Origin of the sequence: Alcanivorax sp. DSM 26293, assembly GCF_900107995.1 — a bacterium.
Lineage (GTDB): Bacteria > Pseudomonadota > Gammaproteobacteria > Pseudomonadales > Alcanivoracaceae > Alcanivorax.
Genome location: NZ_FNUM01000005.1, coordinates 203472 through 224425, shown reverse-complemented (window position 1 = coordinate 224425; position 20954 = coordinate 203472). Strand labels below are relative to the sequence as shown.

19 protein-coding genes are annotated in these 20954 nt (G+C 60.3%); 17 read left to right on the top strand and 2 right to left on the bottom strand.

Translation table 11 applies throughout. From position 1 onward, the window contains the following. Positions 1-1752: a SulP family inorganic anion transporter gene (locus C4S63_RS10970; RefSeq protein WP_103917575.1), complete on the top strand. Its 1752-nt coding sequence runs from the start codon at positions 1-3 to the stop codon at positions 1750-1752. Between the two features lie 133 nt (positions 1753-1885). Here the strand turns inward: C4S63_RS10970 and C4S63_RS10965 are convergent, their stop codons facing one another. After that, on the bottom strand, positions 1886-2500 hold the full coding sequence (locus C4S63_RS10965; RefSeq protein WP_062817473.1) for a YdcF family protein: 615 nt from the start codon (positions 2498-2500) through the stop codon (positions 1886-1888). Positions 2501-2638: 138 nt separating this feature from the next. Between C4S63_RS10965 and leuS the strand changes: the two genes are divergently transcribed. From leuS to C4S63_RS10945, 4 genes are all read left to right on the top strand, one after another. Next, positions 2639-5074: a leucine--tRNA ligase gene (leuS, locus tag C4S63_RS10960; RefSeq protein ID WP_103917574.1), complete on the top strand. Its 2436-nt coding sequence runs from the start codon at positions 2639-2641 to the stop codon at positions 5072-5074. A gap of 9 nt (positions 5075-5083) precedes the next feature. Beyond that, on the top strand, positions 5084-5593 hold the full coding sequence (gene lptE / locus C4S63_RS10955; RefSeq protein WP_103917573.1) for an LPS assembly lipoprotein LptE: 510 nt from the start codon (positions 5084-5086) through the stop codon (positions 5591-5593). Continuing rightward, positions 5593-6594 carry a DNA polymerase III subunit delta gene (gene holA / locus C4S63_RS10950; RefSeq protein ID WP_103917572.1) on the top strand — a complete coding sequence of 334 codons (1002 nt, stop codon included), beginning with the start codon at positions 5593-5595 and terminating at the stop codon, positions 6592-6594. The genes lptE and holA overlap by 1 nt, the downstream gene beginning before the upstream one ends. Before the next feature lie 421 nt (positions 6595-7015). Then, positions 7016-7870 (top strand): class I SAM-dependent methyltransferase, encoded by an 855-nt coding sequence (locus C4S63_RS10945; protein WP_103917571.1) that lies wholly within the window; start codon positions 7016-7018, stop codon positions 7868-7870. Between the two features lie 148 nt (positions 7871-8018). Here the strand turns inward: C4S63_RS10945 and C4S63_RS10940 are convergent, their stop codons facing one another. Continuing rightward, positions 8019-9308 carry an alpha/beta fold hydrolase gene (locus C4S63_RS10940; protein ID WP_103917570.1) on the bottom strand — a complete coding sequence of 430 codons (1290 nt, stop codon included), beginning with the start codon at positions 9306-9308 and terminating at the stop codon, positions 8019-8021. 229 nt (positions 9309-9537) lie between these two features. Here C4S63_RS10940 and C4S63_RS10935 point away from each other — a divergent pair, with 229 nt between their 5' ends. The 12 genes from C4S63_RS10935 (at position 9538) to C4S63_RS10880 (ending at position 20511) form a co-directional block, all read left to right on the top strand. Then, the gene (locus C4S63_RS10935; RefSeq protein WP_062815972.1) at positions 9538-10794 is read left to right on the top strand and encodes a glutamate-5-semialdehyde dehydrogenase; all 1257 of its coding nucleotides are present in this window, start codon (positions 9538-9540) and stop codon (positions 10792-10794) included. After that, a complete protein-coding gene (gene nadD / locus C4S63_RS10930; RefSeq protein WP_103917569.1) occupies positions 10794-11477 on the top strand; it encodes a nicotinate-nucleotide adenylyltransferase in 684 nt (227 codons plus the stop codon). Before C4S63_RS10935 ends, nadD begins: the two co-directional genes overlap by 1 nt. Beyond that, positions 11467-11823: a ribosome silencing factor gene (gene rsfS / locus C4S63_RS10925; protein WP_062815970.1), complete on the top strand. Its 357-nt coding sequence runs from the start codon at positions 11467-11469 to the stop codon at positions 11821-11823. The genes nadD and rsfS overlap by 11 nt, the downstream gene beginning before the upstream one ends. Next, positions 11823-12293 (top strand): 23S rRNA (pseudouridine(1915)-N(3))-methyltransferase RlmH, encoded by a 471-nt coding sequence (gene rlmH / locus C4S63_RS10920; protein WP_103917568.1) that lies wholly within the window; start codon positions 11823-11825, stop codon positions 12291-12293. The genes rsfS and rlmH overlap by 1 nt, the downstream gene beginning before the upstream one ends. Before the next feature lie 27 nt (positions 12294-12320). Further along, the gene (gene mrdA, locus C4S63_RS10915; RefSeq protein ID WP_062815968.1) at positions 12321-14207 is read left to right on the top strand and encodes a penicillin-binding protein 2; all 1887 of its coding nucleotides are present in this window, start codon (positions 12321-12323) and stop codon (positions 14205-14207) included. Continuing rightward, positions 14204-15349, top strand: coding sequence for a rod shape-determining protein RodA (rodA, locus tag C4S63_RS10910; protein ID WP_062815967.1), 1146 nt, complete (start codon positions 14204-14206; stop codon positions 15347-15349). Before mrdA ends, rodA begins: the two co-directional genes overlap by 4 nt. Positions 15350-15507: 158 nt before the next feature. Then, on the top strand, positions 15508-16551 hold the full coding sequence (gene mltB, locus C4S63_RS10905) for a lytic murein transglycosylase B (RefSeq protein WP_234999992.1): 1044 nt from the start codon (positions 15508-15510) through the stop codon (positions 16549-16551). Next, on the top strand, positions 16551-17438 hold the full coding sequence (locus C4S63_RS10900; RefSeq protein WP_063509622.1) for a septal ring lytic transglycosylase RlpA family protein: 888 nt from the start codon (positions 16551-16553) through the stop codon (positions 17436-17438). The genes mltB and C4S63_RS10900 overlap by 1 nt, the downstream gene beginning before the upstream one ends. Positions 17439-17626: 188 nt before the next feature. Beyond that, positions 17627-18787, top strand: coding sequence for a D-alanyl-D-alanine carboxypeptidase family protein (locus C4S63_RS10895; RefSeq protein ID WP_062815964.1), 1161 nt, complete (start codon positions 17627-17629; stop codon positions 18785-18787). A gap of 69 nt (positions 18788-18856) precedes the next feature. Continuing rightward, positions 18857-19729 carry a D-amino acid aminotransferase gene (locus tag C4S63_RS10890; protein WP_103917566.1) on the top strand — a complete coding sequence of 291 codons (873 nt, stop codon included), beginning with the start codon at positions 18857-18859 and terminating at the stop codon, positions 19727-19729. A 3-nt stretch (positions 19730-19732) separates the two neighbouring features. Continuing rightward, entirely contained in the window at positions 19733-20002 is a 270-nt protein-coding gene (locus C4S63_RS10885) for a DUF493 domain-containing protein (protein WP_062815962.1), read from the top strand. A 206-nt stretch (positions 20003-20208) separates the two neighbouring features. Then, complete coding sequence (locus C4S63_RS10880; RefSeq protein WP_082810780.1) at positions 20209-20511, top strand: hypothetical protein; 303 nt, start codon at positions 20209-20211, stop codon at positions 20509-20511. Positions 20512-20954: the final 443 nt, after the last annotated feature.

Sequence of the window (20954 nt, the reverse complement as noted above, 5' to 3'; positions counted from 1 at the left end):
ATGGCCGAGGCCGGCCGCCGTTTTCGCTGGCTGCCGGCCAGTGACTGGCTCGCCACCTACAACCGGGAGCAGGCGGCCGGGGATGCCCTGGCCGCCATCATTGTCACTATTCTGCTGGTCCCCCAGGGGCTGGCCTATGCCATGCTTGCCGGCATGCCGCCACAAACCGGGCTCTATGCCAGCATCCTGCCGCTGATTCTCTACGCCCTGTTCGGCACCAGTCGCACCCTGTCCGTGGGCCCCGCCGCCCTCACCTCACTGATCACTGCCTCTGCGGCGGGCACCCTGGCCCAGGGCGATCCGCAGTTGTTTATCCAGGCGGCCATCGGCATGGGCCTGCTATCCGGGCTGTTTCTGATAGCCATGGCCATCCTGCGGCTGGGCTGGCTCACCAACCTGCTCAGCCACCCGGTGATCACCGGCTTCATCAGCGGCTGCGCCATTCTCATTGCCGCCAGCCAGCTCAAGCACCTATTGCGCATCGACGCCTCCGGCGAAGAGCTGGTGACCCTGGCGCAGACCCTGGGCCAGAACCTGTCCCAGACTCACTGGCTGACACTGGGCATCAGCCTTGTCGCCATTGCCTGCCTGCTGATCCCGAAATATCTGGCCGCCCCCCTTGAGGCCACCCGGCTGCCCGGCTGGCTGGTGGCCTTTATCAGCAAGTGCGGACCGATTGTGGCCGTGCTGGTCACCACGCTGCTCACCGCATCCCTGTCGCTGGATAGCCATGGTCTTGCCGTGGTCGGCTCCATCCCTGCAGGGCTCCCCCATTTTTCCCTGCCCGGGCTGGACCCCATGCACTGGCAGGACCTGATAACCCCGGCCGCATTGCTGGCGTTGATCGGCTTTGTGGAATCCATTTCCCTGGCCCAGGCCCTGGCCGCCAAACGTCGCGAACGGGTCGATGCCAACCGGGAATTGATGGGGCTGGGACTGGCCAACATTGGCAGTGGCCTCTCCGGTGCCTTTGCTGTGACCGGCAGTTTTTCTCGCACCACGGTGAATTACCAGGCCGGCGCCCGCACACCCATGGCCGGCCTGCTCACCGGTATCGGCATTGCCCTGGTGGCGCTGTTCTTTACCGGATGGTTCCAGCTGCTGCCACTGGCCTCCCTGGCGGCCATCATCGTGGTTGGCATCCTGCCACTGATCAATCTGTCTGAGCTGAGACACCTGTGGGCCTTCAGCCGACCGGATGCCCTGGCCATGGCCGCCACCCTGGTCGGGGTGCTGCTGATCAATGTGCAAAGCGGATTATTGCTGGGGGTGGTGCTGTCCGTGGCGCTGTTCATGTGGCGTACCAGTCAGCCCCACGTGGCCGAACTGGGCCGGATTCCCGGCACCCATCATTTTCGCAACATGGATCGGCACAGCGTCCAGCTCACCGAGGCCGTGCTCTCCATCCGGGTGGATGAATCCCTCTATTTTGGCAATGCCCGCACCCTGGAAGACCGTATCTACGACGAGGCCCAGGCCCACCCGCAGATTCAGCATGTGGTGCTGCATTGCTCCGGCATCAACCATCTGGATGCCAGCGCCGTGGAAAGTCTGGAAAGCCTGAACGAACGATTGAAGGACGCCGGCGTGACCCTGAACCTCTCCAACGTAAAGGGTCCAGTGATGGACGTGCTGATAAAAACTGACTTTCAGAAGGTGCTTACCGGCAGGGTATATCTGAGTCACTATCAGGCCATGGAAGTGCTGGCGCCGGAGAGTTTGCGGGAGGAAGAGCCTGACGCCTCACCCTAGGACACACTGACAACAGACATTCAGCGAGTTACGAGTTGCGAGTTGCGAAATGCAAACCCGTATCGCCTTTCGCTCCTCGCAACTCCTACCTCGCAACTACCTCTGCAGCTTGCCGCCAATCGCCTGCGTCACCCTAAAGATACCGCAGGTGATACCACACCAGCGCCAGCCACTCGTACCAGATCTCCGGCACCATGGATAAGGCCCCGGCGGAAGGCACCCATTCCTGTTTTGGCAGCCGCTTGCGCCAGGCGGCCTGAGCCATCACCCCCTGGCTCTGAAAACACAGTAATGCCCTGGGCAGATGGGAGCGGTCACTGACCAGGATGATCTCGTCGATGCCGCGCTGCCCCAGTAACTCGCCGCAGTGCACGGCATTTTCCCAGGTATTACGGCTTTCCCCTTCCTCCAGCACTGTCATGGTTGGCCAGCGCCGGCGCACCAGCTCGGCCATCAGCTGGGCCTCAGTGGGTTCATCATCCGCATGGGGCGTGCCGCTGATGCCACCGCTGACCAGCAGCGGCAAGCCATGCTCGTGGGCCAGTTCCGCCGCCAACTGTAACCGTCTCAGACCACGGGTGGTCAGGGAAAACTGGCCATTGCGCTGGCGCCGCCCGGCACCCAGCACCACCACCGCCTGGGGAGTAATACCCGTAATGCGCCGTGGCAGCGGGGGCAGCAGACTGCGGACCACGGCCGGCAAGGTACCCCCCACCAGCACCAGCAGTACCAGGTAGGTCAGCGCCATGGGCACTCCCGCTCGCGATGATTACCCAGCCGACACGTTTCGGGTGCAGACCGGTGAGAAATCCGGGCTAAGCTCATGTATCCTATGTCCCCTTCGCAACCGCGATGTTCCCGTATTTTTTTGATCAGTAGAGAGCCGATGGACGCACAGTATCGCCCCGATCAAGTCGAAGCCCAAGCCCAGCAGTACTGGGAGGATAACCAAAGCTTCAAGGTCACCGAAGAGGCCGGCAAGGAAAAGTTCTATTGCCTGAGCATGTTCCCCTACCCGTCCGGGCGACTGCACATGGGCCACGTGCGCAATTACAGCATCGGCGATGTGATCAGCCGTTACCAGCGCATGCTGGGCAAGAATGTGCTGCAGCCCATGGGCTGGGACGCCTTCGGCCTGCCCGCCGAGAACGCCGCCATCAAGAACAAGGTGGCGCCGGCCAAGTGGACCTTCGAGAACATCGACTACATGCGCGGCCAGCTGCAGCGCCTGGGCTTCGGTTACGACTGGGATCGTGAGCTGGCCACCTGCACGCCGGAATACTATCGCTGGGAACAGTGGTTCTTCACCAAGCTCTACGAGAAGGGGCTGGTGTATCGCAAGATGTCCACGGTGAACTGGGACCCGATCGATCAGACCGTACTGGCCAACGAGCAGGTGATCGACGGCCGCGGCTGGCGCTCCGGCGCCCTGGTGGAACAGAAAGAGATTCCCCAGTGGTTCATCAAGATCACCGACTACGCCGATGAATTGCTGAAAGACCTGGACCAGCTGGATGGCTGGCCGGAACAGGTCAAGACCATGCAGCGCAACTGGATCGGCCGCTCCGAAGGGGTGGAGATGGCGTTCGCCATTCAGGGCGAAGACCCCCTGCGCGTCTACACCACCCGCCCGGACACCCTCATGGGCGTTAGCTACGTGGCCGTGGCGGCGGCGCACCCGCTGGCGAAAAAAGCCGCGGCTGCCAACCATGAAGTGGCAGACTTTGTGGAAGAGTGCCTGCACAACAAGGTGGCCGAAGCCGATATGGCCACCATGGAAAAGAAAGGCATCTACACCGGCCTCACCGCGACTCACCCGATCAGCGGCGAACAGGTCCCGGTCTGGGTAGCCAACTTCGTGCTGATGAGCTACGGCACCGGTGCGGTCATGGCCGTGCCCGCCCACGACCAGCGGGATTACGAATTTGCCAAAAAATACGGACTGCCCATCAAGCAGGTGATTGAACCGGCCAAGGGTGAGTCCATCGATCTGGACAGCGAAGCCTTCACCGAAAAAGGCAAACTGGTGAACTCCGGGGAATTCACCGGCAAGACCTCCGCCGAGGCCTTCGACGCCATCGCCACCTGGCTGAGCGAGCGCAACCTGGGCGAGAAAAAAGTGAATTATCGCCTGCGCGACTGGGGTGTCTCCCGTCAGCGCTACTGGGGTGCCCCCATCCCCATGGTGGAAACCGAAGACGGCGAACTGCACCCCACCCCGGAAGATCAGTTGCCGGTGGTGCTGCCCACCGAGGTGGAGATGGACGGCGTGAAGAGCCCCATCAAGGCTGACCCGGAGTGGGCCAAGACCACGTTTGGCGGTCAACCCGCCCTGCGCGAAACCGACACCTTCGACACCTTCATGGAGTCCAGCTGGTACTACGCCCGTTACTGCTGCCCGCAGAACGACCAGGCCATGCTGGACCCGGCAGCCGCCAACTACTGGCTCCCCGTGGACCAATATGTGGGCGGCATTGAACACGCCATCCTGCACCTGCTCTATTCGCGCTTCTTCCACAAACTGCTGCGCGACACCGGCCTGGTGGAATCCGACGAGCCCTTCAAGCAACTGCTCTGTCAGGGCATGGTGCTCAAAGACGGCGCCAAGATGTCCAAGTCCAAGGGCAACACCGTGGACCCGCAGGAAATGATCGAGGAATACGGTGCCGACACCGTGCGCCTGTTCATGATGTTCGCGGCACCCCCGGAGCAGTCCCTGGAGTGGAACGACTCTGGCGTGGAAGGCGCTTTCCGCTTTCTCAAACGCCTGTGGCGTCTGGTGGCAGAACACGTGGAAGCCGGCCTGCCGGGTGCACTGAACGTGGACAGCCTGGACGACAATGCCAAGGCACTGCGTCGCAAGACCCACGAAACCATCCAGAAAGTCAGCGACGACTTTGGCCGGCGTCACACCTTCAACACCGCCATTGCGGCAGTGATGGAGCTGATCAACGACGTCAGCAAATTCGATGGCGACGCCGCCGTGAAGCACGAGGCCCTGGAAGCCGCCGTACTGGTGCTGGCGCCCATCACCCCCCACGCCAGTCATGCATTGTGGCAGGCCCTGGGCCATGATGAAGCGGTACTCAATGCCGCCTGGCCGGACGTGGACGAAAGCGCGCTGGTGAAAGACAGCATCGAACTGGTGGTACAGGTGAACGGCAAGGTCCGCGCCAAGCTCGAGGTGCCCGCCAGCGCCGACAAGGACACCGTGGAAAGCCTGGCCAAGGCCGAGCCCAACGTGCAGAAATTCACCGACGGCAAAACCATCCGCAAGGTGATCGTGGTACCGGGTAAACTGGTCAACATCGTTGCCAACTGAGAGGCGGTTATGACATCCACCGTGCGCGCCACAACACGTGTGATCCTGCTGCTGGTGCTGGGGCTTGCCCTCAGTGCCTGCGGCTGGCAACTGCGCGGCACCACCAGCACACCCTCCATGGAAACCCTGACGGTAAGCGGTGCCTCCACCGAACTGCGCTACACCCTGGAAGATGAACTGGAAGACCAGGGCGTGCTGGTACATAGCGAAGCCCCTTACATCCTGGTCATTGATGATGAGGACTGGATGCGTCGTACTTCCGCGGTGGATGCCCAGGGCCGTCAGGCGGAAATCGAACTTCGCTACACCCTGCGCTGGCATATCAAGGACCGCAAGAGTGGTGCCCTGCTGACCACCCCCACGCGCATGATGACCCTGCGCAACCTGCCCTGGTATCCGGAAAACGCCACTGCCTCCTCCGACGAGGAGCAACTGGTCCGTGACGACCTGTTTCTGGATATGGCTTATCGGCTGATCAACCAGATTGCCGCCGCCTCCGAGGGCTGGGAGACCTACTGATGCGCCTGCGCCCGGAGCAGCTTGGCAAACATCTGGCCGACCGGTTACTGCCCGCTTACCTGGTGGCCGGCGATGAGCCGCTGCAACAGGGCGAGCTGCTTGACGACCTGCGCCGCGCCGCCCGGGATCAGGGTTTTGACGAGCGTCACCGTTTCTCTTCCGACACCGGCATCGACTGGAATGCCCTGCTCAACGAATCCCAGAGCATGAGCCTGTTCGGTGGCCGCCGGATTCTGGAACTGGTGCTCAACGACAAGCGACCGGACAAGGCCGGCAGCCAGATTCTCCGCGATGTTCTGGCCAGCCCCGGCGATGACACCCTGCTGCTGATCCGCTGCTCAAAACTGGATCGCCGCAAGGACTGGAACAGCGCCTGGGTGAAAGCCCTGGACGAAGTGGGCGCAGTGATTGAAGTCTGGCCGGTGGAAGGCGCTGGCCTGCGCAACTGGCTGCAGGACCGTCTGGCCAGCCGCGGACTCAGCGCAACGGAGGATGCCCTGGCCCTGTTGATCGAACGCAGCGAAGGCAACCTGCTGGCCGCCGCCCAGGAAGTGGACAAGCTTACCCTGCTGGTGGAAGACGGCCGGGTAGGTCCGGAAGACGTGCAACAGGCGGTGGGCGACTCCAGTCGCTACTCGCCCTTCGATCTCACGGAAGCCACTGCCCAGGGGAACGCCCAGCGCGTGCTGCATATCATCCAGACCCTGCGTGCGGAGGGCGTTGAACCCCCGGTATTGCTATGGGCCCTGAGCCGCGACATTCGCATTCTCGACGGCATGCTCAGCGGCGGCCCGCCCCCCCGACTGCCCCCCCAGAGAGTCAGGGCCATGCAGGCCCAGGCCCAGCGCCTGAACCCGCAACACCTGAAGGCCGCCCAGGCCAGCGCCATTCGCGCCGACCAGTGCGTGAAAGGCATGGCCAAAGGCGATCCCTGGCAGTACATCACCTCCCTGGCGCTGCGACTTGCAGGGCATCCGCTACCGCGTAGCATGGAACGGTAAGGTAGCTGCAAGCGACAAGCTTCAAGCTGCAACGCGAAGAAGGCCCTGTGCCTCATGAATTCCCACAGGACTCCGCGCTGCCAGGCTGAGGGCCTCTATCTGTAGGAGTTCCTCTTGAGGGACGAACCGAGCGTAGCGAAGCAAGAGAGGCCAAAATCTATCCGCCGTTCTTTCTGGAAGCTGTCGAGCTCTGAGATTTCTGATCGCCCTGCGGGCGATTTCCGCGCAAGCGCGGTTCGCACCTCAAGAGGTACTCCTACAGCGGCTTCGTAGAAATTGCGGACTACGAGGAACTTTCCAGTCTTTCCTTATCCCACCAGCGTAGCTTGTAGCTTGCCACCAATTTGGCACAAATTGCCATCACTCAATGGCGGAATTCTGCTAGCCTGTCAGGCCTCAGCCACAACCAGCCAGAACAACAATGAGTGAACCCCGGGATACTTCATCCATCAGCTTTACCGCCCTGTACACCGGCCATGTATGGACCCGTGACGGCATCTCCGCCCCCTTCTTTCGCACCCGCGGCGGCGCCTTTCTTTATGGCGCCCTGGCCCCCTTCGAGTACGTGGGTCGCCATGTGGTCGGCGGCAACATCCGCACCTTTCTGCTGCAGCGTCACCATCTGATTGATCATCGGCTTCATCAATTGATCAACGACGGGGTAACGCAGGTGGTGGAGATCGCCTGTGGCCTGTCACCCCGTGGCCACCGTTTCTGCCAGCAATACCCGCAGCTCACCTATATCGAAACGGATCTGCCGGATATGGCCCGGCGCAAGCAGCAACTACTGAAAGAGCACGGTGTTCTGAGCGAGCGTCATCGCGTGCAGCCGATCAATATCTTCGCGGAAGACGGAGAACTGAGTCTGGATCATGTGCTGGGCCAACTGGACCAGAGCAAACCTGTGGTGGTGATTACCGAAGGGTTGGTCAACTACTTCCCGCTGGAGGTGATTTCCGACTTCTGGCGCAAGCTGGCCAGCGCCCTCACCGTTTTTCCTCGGGGCACTTATCTCACCGACAATTACCCGCTCTACAAGGGCATGCCCTTCTACCGCACACTCAAGGTGCTGGGTGGCATGCTGGGCACTGTGTCCCGCAGCCAGGTAGGGTTCCACTTCCACTCCGACATGGAAGCCGTGGATCACTTTCATTCCCTTGGCTTTCACAACCTCACCATCCACAACCCGGCGGACTACTACGGCAAGCTACCGATTCCGAAAACGCGGGGGAATCCCATGGTCAGAATCATGGAAGCAACCGTGGGGAAGAATTAATAGTTAATAATGAATAATTAATAACTAAAAAAATCAGGACCTAAAAAAGAAGCCGCACCCAGTCTCTGGGCGCGGCTTCTCTGTTTCAGCCAAGAAAGAATTAGGCGCGCGTTATTAATTATTCATTATTAACGTTTAATTGCTTCTTTCATCCATAAATGCGATGCACATTCCCTTCGCTGTCCTGGTGCAGGAAATACTCGCTGTTTTTCAGCAGCTCGGTGAATCGCTCTGCGGCCTGGATATTGCCGTGCTTGAACAGGCAGCGCAGGTAACCGGCGTCGTCGTAATCAAACACCAGCAGCTCCAGTTTCAGCTCCGGGCTTTCCATGTAGAGCGTGCAGTCACGGGCGTGATCGGCGATGGAAAAACCGGGCTCGCTCAGTTTGATCAGACAACCAAAGAAATTGATGTCCACCACCTGTACCGGCTTGTTGAAGCGGAAGCGGTCGCCCACCCGGGATTCGCTGGTCACATAGCCGTGGTTGTTGCACGGCACCAGCCGCTCGGCACGACGGCGCTCGATACGCTGGTATTCCCCCTTGCCGAAACGGCGGATGCCTTGGACCCGTTCCAGTGACTCGCCCCGCAAGAAAGTAGAAAACAGGTCCAGAGACACTTCCCGCTTTTCCAGCTGCGGCAGGTGATCCGCCCCCTTGATCAGCGTGAACTGGGCATTGGGACACTTTTCGGCAAAAGAGGCGTTTTCCCAGGGCAGGGTAAAGCTGTCGAACTCGCCGGTAGTCACCAGGGTGTCGCATTCCGGATACCCCAACAGCCCTTCCACAGACAACAGACGCCGCCCGTTGATCTTGTAGCGCTCCCGCTCATTGTCGGATAGCTGCTTCATCTGCCGGTAGAACAGCTTGCGGGCCGTGGGCGTAATGCCGGTTTCCTTCATCTTGTCGTAGTTGACCAGGTAGAGCACCACCGCCTGGCTGAATTCATCCATGCGTCCCTGTTCCAGGACACGCACGGATTCTTCCACCAGCATGCGCCAGCTCTTGCGCGGACGGGTAACAATACCCGCCACAATCAGCTTCTCGGTGGCCCGGGGGTACTTGTAGGCAAAGGTGCTGGCAACGGCGGACCCCAACGACAGGCCCATCAGGTGGACTTTCTCGAGGCGGGACTGGCAGGTGAATTCGTACAGCAGGTCCGCCAGATCCTCCATGCTCAAATCCGGGGCAATCTGGGTGTTATTGCCCAGAGAGGGCAGATCCACCAGCACCACCGGGAAATCCTGGTAGATACGCTCAACACAGTACTTGTAGGAAGTGAAGTTCTGGAAGGCGCCGCCCACCACCAGCAACGGCGGTTTGTGGGCATTATCCGGATGCGAGAACGCCAGGTAATCAATACGCCACTGGCCCACCCAGAGTTGAAACGGGGCAGCTTTAATGGCGGAGCGGGTGTATTCCTGGTAGCGAATGGCCATAAGTCTCTGGCTCCGTTCAAGTTTTTCTTGTTGTATCGGCTACCCTTACCCGGCAGGATGAGGCAGTCCGTGTTACGCCACACAAACGGTACATTCGTACCACAAAATCAATAATTTAGGCCTACTTGTGTAGCAAAGGTTTTCAATTCTTCACCATTTGTGTGCAAGCGTAAAGGACCGGTTGTCGTTATAATGCCGCTCTTGACCACTTTTTTCAGCTTTGAGAACTATGGATATCCAGCAATATATGCAACGCCTTGGCGAGCAGGCCCGCGCGGCTTCACGGGCCATGGCCCGCGCCAGCTCCGGAGACAAGGACAAGGCCCTGGCCGCCATCGCCAGCGCCTTGCGCAGCCACCGCAATGCCGTGCTGCACGCCAACCAGCAGGATCTGGACAACGGCCGCAATAACGGCCTGGATGCCGCCCTGCTCGACCGTCTGGAACTCACCCCGGCCCGTTTCGACGCCATGGTGGAGGGCCTGGAACAGATTATCGGTCTGGCCGATCCGGTCGGCGTGATCACCGATCTGGCCTATCGCCCGTCGGGTATCCAGGTGGGCAAGATGCGCGTTCCGCTGGGGGTCATCGGCATTATTTACGAGTCACGCCCCAACGTGACCATTGATGCGGCGGCCCTGTGCCTGAAATCCGGCAATGCGGCCATCCTGCGTGGCGGCTCCGAAGCCATCCATGCCAATCAGGCCATCGCCGAGTGCATCCGCGTGGGTCTGCGCGAAGCGGGCCTGCCGGACACCGCCGTGCAGGTGGTGGAAACCACCGACCGGGCGGCGGTGGGAGAACTGATTAGCCACCCCGAGTACGTGGATGTCATCGTCCCCCGTGGCGGCAAGGGCCTGATCGAGCGTATCAGCAACGACGCGCGGGTACCGGTGATCAAGCACCTGGACGGCAACTGCCATACCTACATTGATGACCAGGCGGACATCGCCAAGGCCATCAAGGTGGCCTACAACGCCAAAACCCAGCGCTACGGCACCTGCAACACCACCGAGACCCTGCTGGTGGCCAATGCCATCGCCCAGCAGGTCCTGCCCGAGCTGGCGGCCAAATACCGCGATGCCGGTGTCGAGTTGCGGGGGTGCGAGCAGGCTCGCAGCCTGGTGGACGGCATGCTGGAAGCGACCGAGACCGATTGGGGTGAAGAGTACCTGGCGCCGATCCTGGCGGTGAAGCTGGTCCGGGACCTGGACGAGGCGATCGCCCATATCAACCGCTACAGCTCCGGTCACACCGAAGCCATCGTGACGGAAAACTACACGCGGGCCCGGCAATTCCTCACCGAGGTGGATTCCAGCTCGGTGATGGTGAACGCCTCCACCCGGTTCGCCGATGGCTTTGAATACGGTCTGGGTGCGGAAATCGGTATCTCCACGGACAAGATTCATGCCCGTGGACCGGTGGGACTGGAAGGCCTGACCAGCCAGAAGTGGGTGGTGCTGGGCGACGGACACATCCGCCAGTAGTGCGCCCCGCTCACGACACCACACCACTGGTGCTGTTCGGCGGCACCTTCGACCCCGTCCACCGGGCCCACATCAGTGCGGCCCGGTCGGTGTCCCGGGTGCTTGGCGAAGCCCCTGTGCATCTGCTTCCCAACTCAGTGCCGCCCCACCGGCCCCAGCCCCTGGCCAATGGTGAGCAGCGTCTGGCCATGCTGAAACTGGCCTGCCAAGGCCACCCACAGCTGATTCCGGACGACTGGGAATTAAAGCAATCCGGTCCCAGCTACAGCCTCCTGACCCTGCAACACTATCGCAAACAGATCGGTGAGCGACCGCTGGTATTCATGATCGGCGCCGACAGTTTCGCCAATCTGCACCACTGGCATCACTGGCAGGACTACGCCGCCCTCTGTCACCTGGCCGTGGTGCCCCGCCCGGACAGCCCGCTGGCGGACGACCGGGTCCAGGCCGCTTTCCCGGAAGCCGACGCGGACAGTCTGGCAGGACAAGCCTTTGGCCTGAGATTGATGCTACAGAGGCCGTTTCTGGACGTGTCCGCCACCGCCATTCGTCAGGCGCTGACGGAAAAAGGCGACTGCCCGGCCCTGGACCCGGCAGTTGTTGACCATATTCATCGCCACCATCTGTATAATGTGGCCAAATCCTCCTCCCCCGAATCAGACACGAGGCCTCATGAGCGCTGACACCCCGCTATTGCAACTGGTTATTGACGCACTGGAAGAAGTCAAAGCCCAGAACATTACCCAGCTGGACGTGCGTGAAATCACCAGTGTGGCCGATAACATGGTCATTGCCAGCGGTACCTCCAACCGCCATGTGAAGGCTCTGGCCGACAACGTGGTGGAAGCGGCCAAGAACGCCGGCCACGAGCCCCTGGGCAGCGAAGGCCAGGACACCGGCGAGTGGATACTGGTGGATCTGGGCGACGTGATCGTGCATCTGATGCTGCCCGCCACCCGCGAGTTCTACGACCTGGAACGTCTGTGGCGTAATCCCCAGCATCACCCGGACCGCGAAACCAAAGAATAATGCGACTGTTCCTGCTGGCGGTGGGTACCCGCATGCCCGCCTGGGTCACCGAGGGCTTTGCCGAGTACCAGAAACGCATGCCTCCGGACATGCGTCTGGAACTGGAGGAAATCCCCCTGCCCAAACGGACCAAGGGAGACACCGCCAACCAGATACGCAACGAAGCCGACGCCATCCGCAAACGCCTGGAAAAATATCCGGGTGCCAAGATCGTGGCGCTGGAGGTTAACGGGCGAGCGCTGGACACCCCTGCACTCAGCCGTAAACTGGGTGAACTGAAAGATCTGGGCCAGGATCTGGTCCTTTTGGTAGGGGGGCCGGATGGACTCTGCCCACAACTGTCCGCCAGTGCCCACGAGCGCTGGAGCCTGTCGACCCTGACCCTGCCCCACCCGCTGGTGCGGGTTCTGCTGGCCGAGCAGCTTTACCGGGGCTGGACGCTGCTTACCGGGCACCCCTATCATCGCTGACCTTTGCCCCCTGACGCAGACGCCACCATGCGCCGACCATTAACACTGAAAGACCACCACCATGAACAGCGCATCTTCAGCGTGCGTCTGGTCGTGGCTGTCTTTCTGGTGTTGTTGCTGACGCTGATCCTGATCAGCCGGATGATCTGGCTGCAGGTCATCCAGCACAGCCGCTATACCACTCTCAGCGATAAAAACCGGGTGCAGGTGATTGCTGTTTCACCGCCTCGCGGTCTGATCACCGACCGTGACGGCGTCATCCTGGCGGAAAACAGACCGGATTTTTCCCTGGAAATTGTCATCGAGCAGGCCACGGATCTGGATGCGCTGATCGAAGATCTGGGCACCATGGTGGCGCTTGACGACAGTGATCTGGAGCGGTTCCACAAACGCAGGCAGACCGCCAGACGCCCCTGGGAACCCATTCCCATGCGCGCTCGACTCACGGAAGAGGAAATCGCCCGGTTGGCAGTCAACCAACATCGGTTGCCCGGCATTCGTATCTCCGCCAACCCGATTCGCCATTATCCCCACGGCGATGCCCTGTCCCACGTGATTGGCTACGTGAACCGCATCAACAGCCAGGACCTGGAAGCCATGACGCTGAACGAGCAGCGCGATTATGCCGGCACCCATTTCTATGGCCGCAGCGGGGTTGAGCGTTTTTACGAAGATCGTCTGCATGGTCAGGTGGGCTATCGTCAGGTAGAAACCAACGCCCGGGGACGGATTCTGCGCGTGCTTGAGGAACAGCCCCCGATTCCCGGCGAAGACATGCGCCTGCGAATTTCCATGCGTGTTCAGGAAGCCGCCAACAAAGCCCTGGGCGACCGCCGTGGGGCCGTGGTGGCAATTGATCCCCGCGATGGCAGTGTCCTGGCCTTTGTCAGCAAGCCCGGCTTTGACCCCAATCTGTTCGTCACCGGTATTTCCCACAAGGATTACTCGGCCTATCAGAGCGACCCGGACAACCCGTTGTTCAACCGGGCCCTGCAGGGCCGCTATCCCCCCGGTTCAACCATCAAACCCATGCTGGGTCTGGCCGGGCTCGACGCCGGCGTCACCAACTGGCAGCGCACCATCTCCGACCCGGGCTACTATCAACTGGAAAACAACCCCCATCGCTACCGGGACTGGAAACGTTGGGGCCATGGCCGAGTGGATATGCACAAGGCCGTCGTACAATCCTGCGATACCTATTTCTACGATATGGGTTTCAAGCTGGGCATCGCCCGCATGCATGAGTACATGACCAAGTTCTCGCTGGGCCAGCCCACAGGCATCGACCTTTACAACGAATCCCGCGGCGTCATGCCCTCCAAGGAGTGGAAGCGCGCCTACCGCAACAGCGCCTGGTTCCATGGCGACACCATCAACGCCAGCATTGGCCAGGGCTTTGTGCTGGCCACCCCACTGCAACTGGCCACTGCCACAGCGATTACGGCCTCCCACGGGAAGCAGATAGTCCCCACCCTGGGTGGAGAAACACACCCGGTGGAGCGTGACGATATCGTCCTCAAGAATGAAAGCGACTGGGAGAAAATGACCGAGGCCATGGTGGCCGTGACCGGCCCCAAAGGAACCGCTCGGGTGATGGCGGTGGATGCCCAGTATCCCATCGCTGCCAAGTCCGGTACCGCCCAGGTCTTTTCGGTGGGCCAGGATGAGACCTACAACGAAGAAGAGCTGGCAGAGCGAATGCTCGACCATGCACTGATGGTCTCTTTTGCGCCGGCAGAAACACCCGCCATCGCCGTGGCGGTGTTGATCGAAAACGGCCGCCATGGCGGTTCCGTGGCAGGCCCGGTGGCCCGCCAGGTTATGGATGCCTGGTTACTGGATGACAATGGCCAACTGGACGTACCGCCGGTATTCCAGGAATTCCTGCCCGTTCCCACCGAGGTTACGCCATGAGCCAGCGCGAATATATCCGTCAGATGCCGGGCCAGACCGGAGCCACACTGTCTCCGGGGCTGGCCATGCGACTGCACCTGGATGCCCCCTTGCTGGCGGGCTTGATGGTATTGATGCTTGGTGGCCTGGCTGTCCTTTACAGTGCCGGCGACGAAAGCATGGAGATGGTCGTGCGCCAGTGCATCCGTTTTGGCGCCGGACTCACCGCACTGTTCCTGCTGGCCCAGATTCCTCCGCGCAGTTACCGGTTCTGGGCCCCGTTTCTTTATACCGCCGGCCTGTTTCTGCTGGTGTTGGTACTGGTGGCCGGCACGGAAGCCAAAGGCGCCCAGCGTTGGCTCAGCATTCCCGGCATCGGCCGCTTCCAGCCCGCTGAAGCCATGAAACTGGCGGTGCCCGCCATGGTCGCCTGGTACTTCAGTGAACGCACCCTGCCACCCAAGCTCATGGATGTACTGGTTGCCCTGGCATTGCTGGGAATCCCCGCCGCCCTGATCGGCATGCAGCCGGATCTGGGTACCGCCATCCTGATTGCCGCCAGCGGGCTGGTGGTGCTGTTCATGGCCGGGCTGTCCTGGCGATTGATCGCCGTGGCCGTACTGCTGGTGGTCACCGCCGCGCCGCTGATGTACTTCTTTGTCATGCACGATTACCAGCGCAACCGGGTGGATACCTTCCTGAACCCGGAAGCCGACCCGCGGGGTACCGGCTGGAACATTATCCAGTCGAAAACCGCCATCGGTTCCGGCGGCGTAGATGGCAAGGGCTGGCTGGACGGCACCCAGTCCCGTCTGGATTTTCTGCCGGAATCCTCCACCGACTTCATCCTGGCCGTCCTGAGCGAAGAGTTCGGTCTGGTGGGCGTCACCCTGTTGCTGATGGTTTATCTGGTGATTGTGGGACGGGGTTTCTTTATCAGTTGGCAGGCACAGGACACCTTTTCCCGCCTGTTTGCTTCCAGCCTGACGATGACATTTTTTATTTATATTTTTGTGAACATCGGCATGGTGTCCGGACTCTTACCCGTGGTGGGGGTACCGTTACCCCTGATCAGCTACGGCGGCACCTCTATCGTTACCTTGCTGGCCAGCTTTGGCATGCTCATGTCGATTCACACCCATCGGCGACTGATGAGTTATTAGAAGCGAGGAGCGAGTTGCGAGAAGCGAAAACCCTGAAAAAAACGGTGTTGCTCTTCGCTCTTCCCAACTCGCAACTCGTAACTCGCCTTTTTCATCCAGCCGGGCACAAAACCGCCACAACGCGGTCAATGGATATAACGAAAACAGGAGATCACCCTTTGCGTCGTTCCTATCAAGCCATTCTGGCCACAGCACTGCTCTGTACATCCCTGCCGAGCCTGGCTGAGCATACCTGCCCGCAAAACAATGATTACCTGCAGCGGGATCTGGCCAAAACCATGATTCGTGAGCTGGTGGCCGAAGGCGGTGATGAGGCCCGTATTCGCCAAGTGCTCGGCAGTGCCGAATGCCAGCCGAAAATTCTGGAGTCCATTGCCCGTCCGGCGGAAAAAACCCACACCTGGGCGACTTACCAGAAAATCTTCCTGCAGGAGAGCCGGGTGCAGAAAGCGGTGGAATTTTACCGCGAACACGCCGATACCCTGGCCCGGGCCGAACAGACCTATGGGGTTCCCCAGGAAATCATCCTGGCCATCATCGGCGTGGAAACCCGTTACGGGCAGTATATGGGCTCCTACCGGGTGGTGGACGCCCTGGCCACCCTGGGATTTGACTACCCGCCGCGGGCCAGCTTCTTCCGCAAGCAGCTCAAAGCCCTGTTTGAGCTGGAGCAAAAGGCCCATATCGATGCCAACGTCATCACCGGCTCCTACGCCGGCGCCATGGGTTATGGCCAGTTTATCCCCACCAGCTACCAGGCCTATGCCGTCGACTTTGACAACGATGGCGTCACCGACCTGGTGAACAACCCGGTGGATGCCATCGGTTCCGTGGCCAACTACTTCCATGAGCATCGCTGGCAGCCGGGCCTGCCGGTGGCGGCCCGCGCTCGTGTGGAAGGCAGTGGCTATCAACCGCTGGCGAAAAAAGGCTACAAGCCATCTTTCACCCTGGATCAGGCCCGCCAGGCGCAGGTGTCGCCAATCAGCTGCGAAGGCGGCGGCGTAAAGAGCGAATACTGCTTTGATCTGCCGGGAGACACCCGTGTCGCCCTGCTGGACCTGGAAGGCCTGCAAGGCACCGAGTTCTGGCTGGCCACCGATAATTTCTACGTCATTACCCGCTACAACCACAGTCGCCTCTACGCCATGGCCGTGCTACAACTGTCTCGAGAGATCGCTGCAGCCCTGGAGACCCACTAATGATGCGACTGGCATGGGCGCTGGCCACCTGCACGCTGCTGGGCGCCTGCGCCACCACCCCGGGCCCTTCTTCCTCCGGCAATAGCGTCCCCGACGATACTGTCAAAAACGGAGCACCGGGGTCAGACCGCTACAGCATGGACCAGGATACGCCACCGAAGGAACGGCGGGACGTCTCACAACTGCCTGAACCGGTGCCCAAGAGCGAGCCCCGCAGCCGCTATGGCAACCCGGATACCTACAGTGTCTGGGGCAAGACCTACCGGGTGCTCCCCAGCGCCGAAGGCTACCAAGCCGAGGGGCTGGCGTCCTGGTACGGTCAGAAATTCCATGGCCACCGTACCTCCAGCGGCGAATCCTTCGATATGTACCGCTTCACCGCCGCCCATCGCAGCCTGCCCCTGCCCACTTATGCCCGCGTCACCAATCTGGATAATGGCAAGAGCCTGGTAGTTCGAATCAACGATCGCGGCCCCTTCCATGAGGACCGCATCATTGATCTGTCCTGGGCCGCCGCCGTGCGGCTGGGGATTGAACAGGCCGGCACCGGCCGGGTCAGAGTGGAAACCATCAGTGCAACCCCGGATCCCTCCCTGCCCGCAAGCAAAATACCCACGGCGGTGCGTGCCGCCGTGGACAGCCCGCCCCCGAACACCGGCAGCGAACCAAGACTGTTTCTTCAGGCCGGGGCCTTTCAGGACCGTGCTGCCGCAGAACGCATGCAACAGAGCCTGCGGGAACAGCTGGGCCTGAGCAGCGAAATCCGCTCGGGCAAGGCGCTGCATCGCGTCTGGATCGGCCCCTATACGGACGACCAACAACGCCAACAGGTGCGTCAAACCATGGCCGACGCCGGGTTCGAACGGCCGGTGCCCATTACGCCCTGACAGGCAGTTTGGGCAAACTAAGCCGTTCCTCCGGTTAACAGCTCGGTTGCGCTCATCTAGAATGCAGCCATCCCGTGATGTCGGGGAATTTTTGCCCTTTTCTCTGTCAAAGACGCTCAGGGCTTCCCCCTTCGACTCACAGACCCCTGAATTTTCAGGCTGACAAGGACACAACAGGCAGGAAATCCATGCGCCCCCAGTCGTTTCGCTCTACCTTTTTTATCATCGTTGCCCTTCTCGGCACCCTGATGTCCCTGCAGGCCCAGGCCAGCACGGTCCCTCGGGCTCCGCAGGTTGATGCCCGTGGCTACCTGCTGATGGATGCGGCCAGCGGCAACATAATCGTCGAGCACAATGCGGATCAGCGGCTCCCTCCCGCCAGCCTGACCAAGATGATGACGGCATACATCGCCGAGGCAGAATTGCAGAAAGGCAATATCTCCGAACAGGATATGGCCCCGATCAGCGTACAGGCCTGGAAAATGGGCGGCTCACGGATGTTTGTCCGCGAAGGCACCCGGGTACCCGTTGGCGACCTGCTGCGTGGCATCATCATCCAGTCCGGCAACGATGCCAGCGTGGCAATGGCGGAATTCATTGCCGGCTCGGAAGACGCCTTTGCCGACCTGATGAATCAACACGCTCGTCGCCTGGGCATGAAAGACAGCCACTTCGTCAATTCCACCGGCTGGCCGGCTGAAAACCATTACACCACCGCCCGTGACATGGCCATTCTGGCCCGCGCTATTACCCGCGACTTTCCCGAACACTACGACATTTACGCGGAGAAGGAATACACCTACAACGGCATCACCCAGCAGAACCGTAACCTGCTGTTGTGGCGCGATCCCAGCGTGGACGGTCTGAAAACCGGCCATACCGAAGAAGCCGGTTACTGTCTGGTATCCTCCGCAGAGAAAGACGGCATGCGCTTGATTACCGTGGTCATGGGCACCGACTCGGAATCTGCCCGCGCGCGCGAGTCCCAGAAACTACTCACTTACGGGTTCCGTTTCTTCGAGACCTACAAGGCCTACAGCGCCGGGGATATTCTCGATACCGTGGATGTCTGGATGGGCGAGAGCAAACAGCTGCGCCTGGGCCTGGCTGAAGATCTGGTGTTGACCATTCCCCGTGACAGCCATGAAAGCCTGAAAGCGGAAATGACGGTGAACCCGCAATTGAAAGCCCCTATCGTGCAGGGTCAGCAATACGGCACCGTGACCGTTCGTCAGAACAACGACGTGCTGATGGAAAAGCCCCTGGTTGCCCTGGAAAACATTGAAGAGGCCGGCATCTTTACCAAGCTCTGGCATCATGTTCTGCTGTTCTTCAAGGGGCTGTTTTAAGCACGCCTGATGCTCGACGCCTGACACCCCGCTGGCGGCGCCAGGCGTCAGACTGTCAGAGGAAACGACATGTCCCAGGTCTATCTCAATGGCGCCTTCATGGCGCCAGAAGAGGCTCGGATCTCTCCAATGGATCGGGGTTTTCTGTTTGCGGACGGCATCTATGAAGTGATTCCGGCCTTTAACAGCTTATTGTTCCGCTTCGAGGAGCATCTGCAACGGCTGGAACGGTCCCTGCGTGAAGTGGAAATCCGCAACCCCTTCTCGCCCACACAGTGGCAGGCGCTGTGCGAAGAACTGATCGCACGCAATGGCGGCGGCAACCTTTCCGTCTACCTTCAGGTTACCCGTGGCGCCGCTCCCCGGCGCGACCACGCCTTCCCCACGCCACCGGTGTCTCCCACCGTGTTCATGATGACCAGTCCCATCGCCGTTCCCGCCGCCGATAGCCCGGACACCGCCACGGGAGGCAAGGCCATCACCCGGGACGATATCCGCTGGTCCCGCTGCGACATCAAATCCATTTCCCTGCTGCCCAACAGTCTGTTGCGGCAACAGGCAGCCACCAGCGGAGCCATGGAAACCATTCTGCTGCGGGATGGCTTCGTGACCGAGGGCTCCGCCAGCAACGTCTTCATCGTGCTCGACGGCACCATCCTCACTCCGCCAAAAAATCATGCCATTCTGGGCGGCATCACCCGCGATCTGGTAGTAGAATTATGCGCCCGACACAGCCTGCCCTTTGCGGAAACAGAAATCACCGAAGCCCAGTTGCGACAGGCAGAAGAGATCTGGATTACCAGCTCCACCCGGGAAGTGGTGCCGATCACGCAATTGAATGAGGCTGTGGTAGGCAACGGCAAACCCGGCGCCATGTGGAAAACACTGGCCCGGCACTATATCGATTTCAAACGCCGCCTGTGCGGCCTGGACCAGGAGTAAGCCATGGCGATTCAGGAACACCTCTGGGAGTTTCCCCACGATATGCAACTGAAGGTCATGGGCCTGGCGGACTCACCCCTGGAAACCGTATTAATCGAGATCCTTGAAACACACCTTGAGGACTTCGATGCTGACAACCACCTGGCGCGCAAGCCCAGTAGCAAAGGCAATTTTGTTTCCTTCACTGCCCAGGTGACCATGCGCAATCGCGAGCAGGTGGAAGCCATCTACAAAGCGCTCAATGAGTGCCCGCACGTGAAGATGTCGCTCTGACATCACTCTCCCCAAACGCAGGGTTGGCAGCAAAATCCCGGACCGGGTTGCGAAAGCTGTCATTCCCTGTGTGTTTCACCGGCGCCATTACACAATTTAACCCTTGGTCACAGCCCGACACGCAAGCCTCACCAAGCCACCATTGGTTTGGTACCCGCGTGCCCGTATGGTCCCTCCTATAAGAAGAATGTAACGGGATCACAAAAATGAAAACGCTGACCTTATTGTGTCTGTGCAGTTGCTTGCTGATTTTGGTCGCTGTTGATCTGCCGAGCCCCACGTCCCAAACGGTTCATTCCGTCAATATGCCCCATTCTGCGGACATTGTTCCCGCCATGCCGCGCAGCCCGCATATCCAGCAAAGCGTCCACGGCACCCCCGTACATTTCGACGCCTTTGAAACCATCAAACTTCGCGATGACGACCAGGACGGTATCGAGTACGGCATCAGCGTTCAGGAACTGAATCTGCATCTGGTAAACCAGAGGACAGGGAATCGCCTGATCTAGGCTAGTTATTCTGGTTCGATTGTTGTTACCCCAAACGGGGTCTGCCTTAAGCCCGGCTTTGCCGGGCTTTTTTTATGTTGACGGCAAGCGACAAGCTGCAGCGCGAAGAAGCTCCTGTACCTCATGAATTCCCACAGGACTCCGCGCTGCCTGGCTGAGGGCCTGTCTGTAGGAGTTCCTCTTGAGGGACGAACCGAGCGTAGCGAGGCGGCAGAGCTCAACGGCTATCCACCATGGTTTCTGCGGAGACCTGTCGAGCCTTGATATTCCTGATCGCCCTACGGTCGATTTCCGCGCAAGCGCGGTTCGCACCTCAAGAGGTACTCCTACAGCGGCTTCGTAGAAACGCCAAGGTACCGGGAACTTTCTAACCTTTCCCTATCCAACCGAGCGTAGCTTGTAGCTTGTAGCTTGTAGCTTGTAGCTTGTAGCTTGTAGCTTGT

Bases quoted from the DNA above. Each gene is read 5' to 3' on its own strand.
- C4S63_RS10970 (WP_103917575.1), top strand. From the start codon at position 1: ATGGCCGAGGCCGGCCGCCGTTTTCGCTGGCTGCCGGCCAGTGACTGG.
- C4S63_RS10965 (WP_062817473.1), bottom strand. From the start codon at position 2,500: ATGGCGCTGACCTACCTGGTACTGCTGGTGCTGGTGGGGGGTACCTTG.
- leuS (WP_103917574.1), top strand. From the start codon at position 2,639: ATGGACGCACAGTATCGCCCCGATCAAGTCGAAGCCCAAGCCCAGCAG.
- lptE (WP_103917573.1), top strand. From the start codon at position 5,084: ATGACATCCACCGTGCGCGCCACAACACGTGTGATCCTGCTGCTGGTG.
- holA (WP_103917572.1), top strand. From the start codon at position 5,593: ATGCGCCTGCGCCCGGAGCAGCTTGGCAAACATCTGGCCGACCGGTTA.
- C4S63_RS10945 (WP_103917571.1), top strand. From the start codon at position 7,016: ATGAGTGAACCCCGGGATACTTCATCCATCAGCTTTACCGCCCTGTAC.
- C4S63_RS10940 (WP_103917570.1), bottom strand. From the start codon at position 9,308: ATGGCCATTCGCTACCAGGAATACACCCGCTCCGCCATTAAAGCTGCC.
- C4S63_RS10935 (WP_062815972.1), top strand. From the start codon at position 9,538: ATGGATATCCAGCAATATATGCAACGCCTTGGCGAGCAGGCCCGCGCG.
- rsfS (WP_062815970.1), top strand. From the start codon at position 11,467: ATGAGCGCTGACACCCCGCTATTGCAACTGGTTATTGACGCACTGGAA.
- rlmH (WP_103917568.1), top strand. From the start codon at position 11,823: ATGCGACTGTTCCTGCTGGCGGTGGGTACCCGCATGCCCGCCTGGGTC.
- mrdA (WP_062815968.1), top strand. From the start codon at position 12,321: ATGCGCCGACCATTAACACTGAAAGACCACCACCATGAACAGCGCATC.
- rodA (WP_062815967.1), top strand. From the start codon at position 14,204: ATGAGCCAGCGCGAATATATCCGTCAGATGCCGGGCCAGACCGGAGCC.
- C4S63_RS10900 (WP_063509622.1), top strand. From the start codon at position 16,551: ATGATGCGACTGGCATGGGCGCTGGCCACCTGCACGCTGCTGGGCGCC.
- C4S63_RS10895 (WP_062815964.1), top strand. From the start codon at position 17,627: ATGCGCCCCCAGTCGTTTCGCTCTACCTTTTTTATCATCGTTGCCCTT.
- C4S63_RS10890 (WP_103917566.1), top strand. From the start codon at position 18,857: ATGTCCCAGGTCTATCTCAATGGCGCCTTCATGGCGCCAGAAGAGGCT.
- C4S63_RS10885 (WP_062815962.1), top strand. From the start codon at position 19,733: ATGGCGATTCAGGAACACCTCTGGGAGTTTCCCCACGATATGCAACTG.
- C4S63_RS10880 (WP_082810780.1), top strand. From the start codon at position 20,209: ATGAAAACGCTGACCTTATTGTGTCTGTGCAGTTGCTTGCTGATTTTG.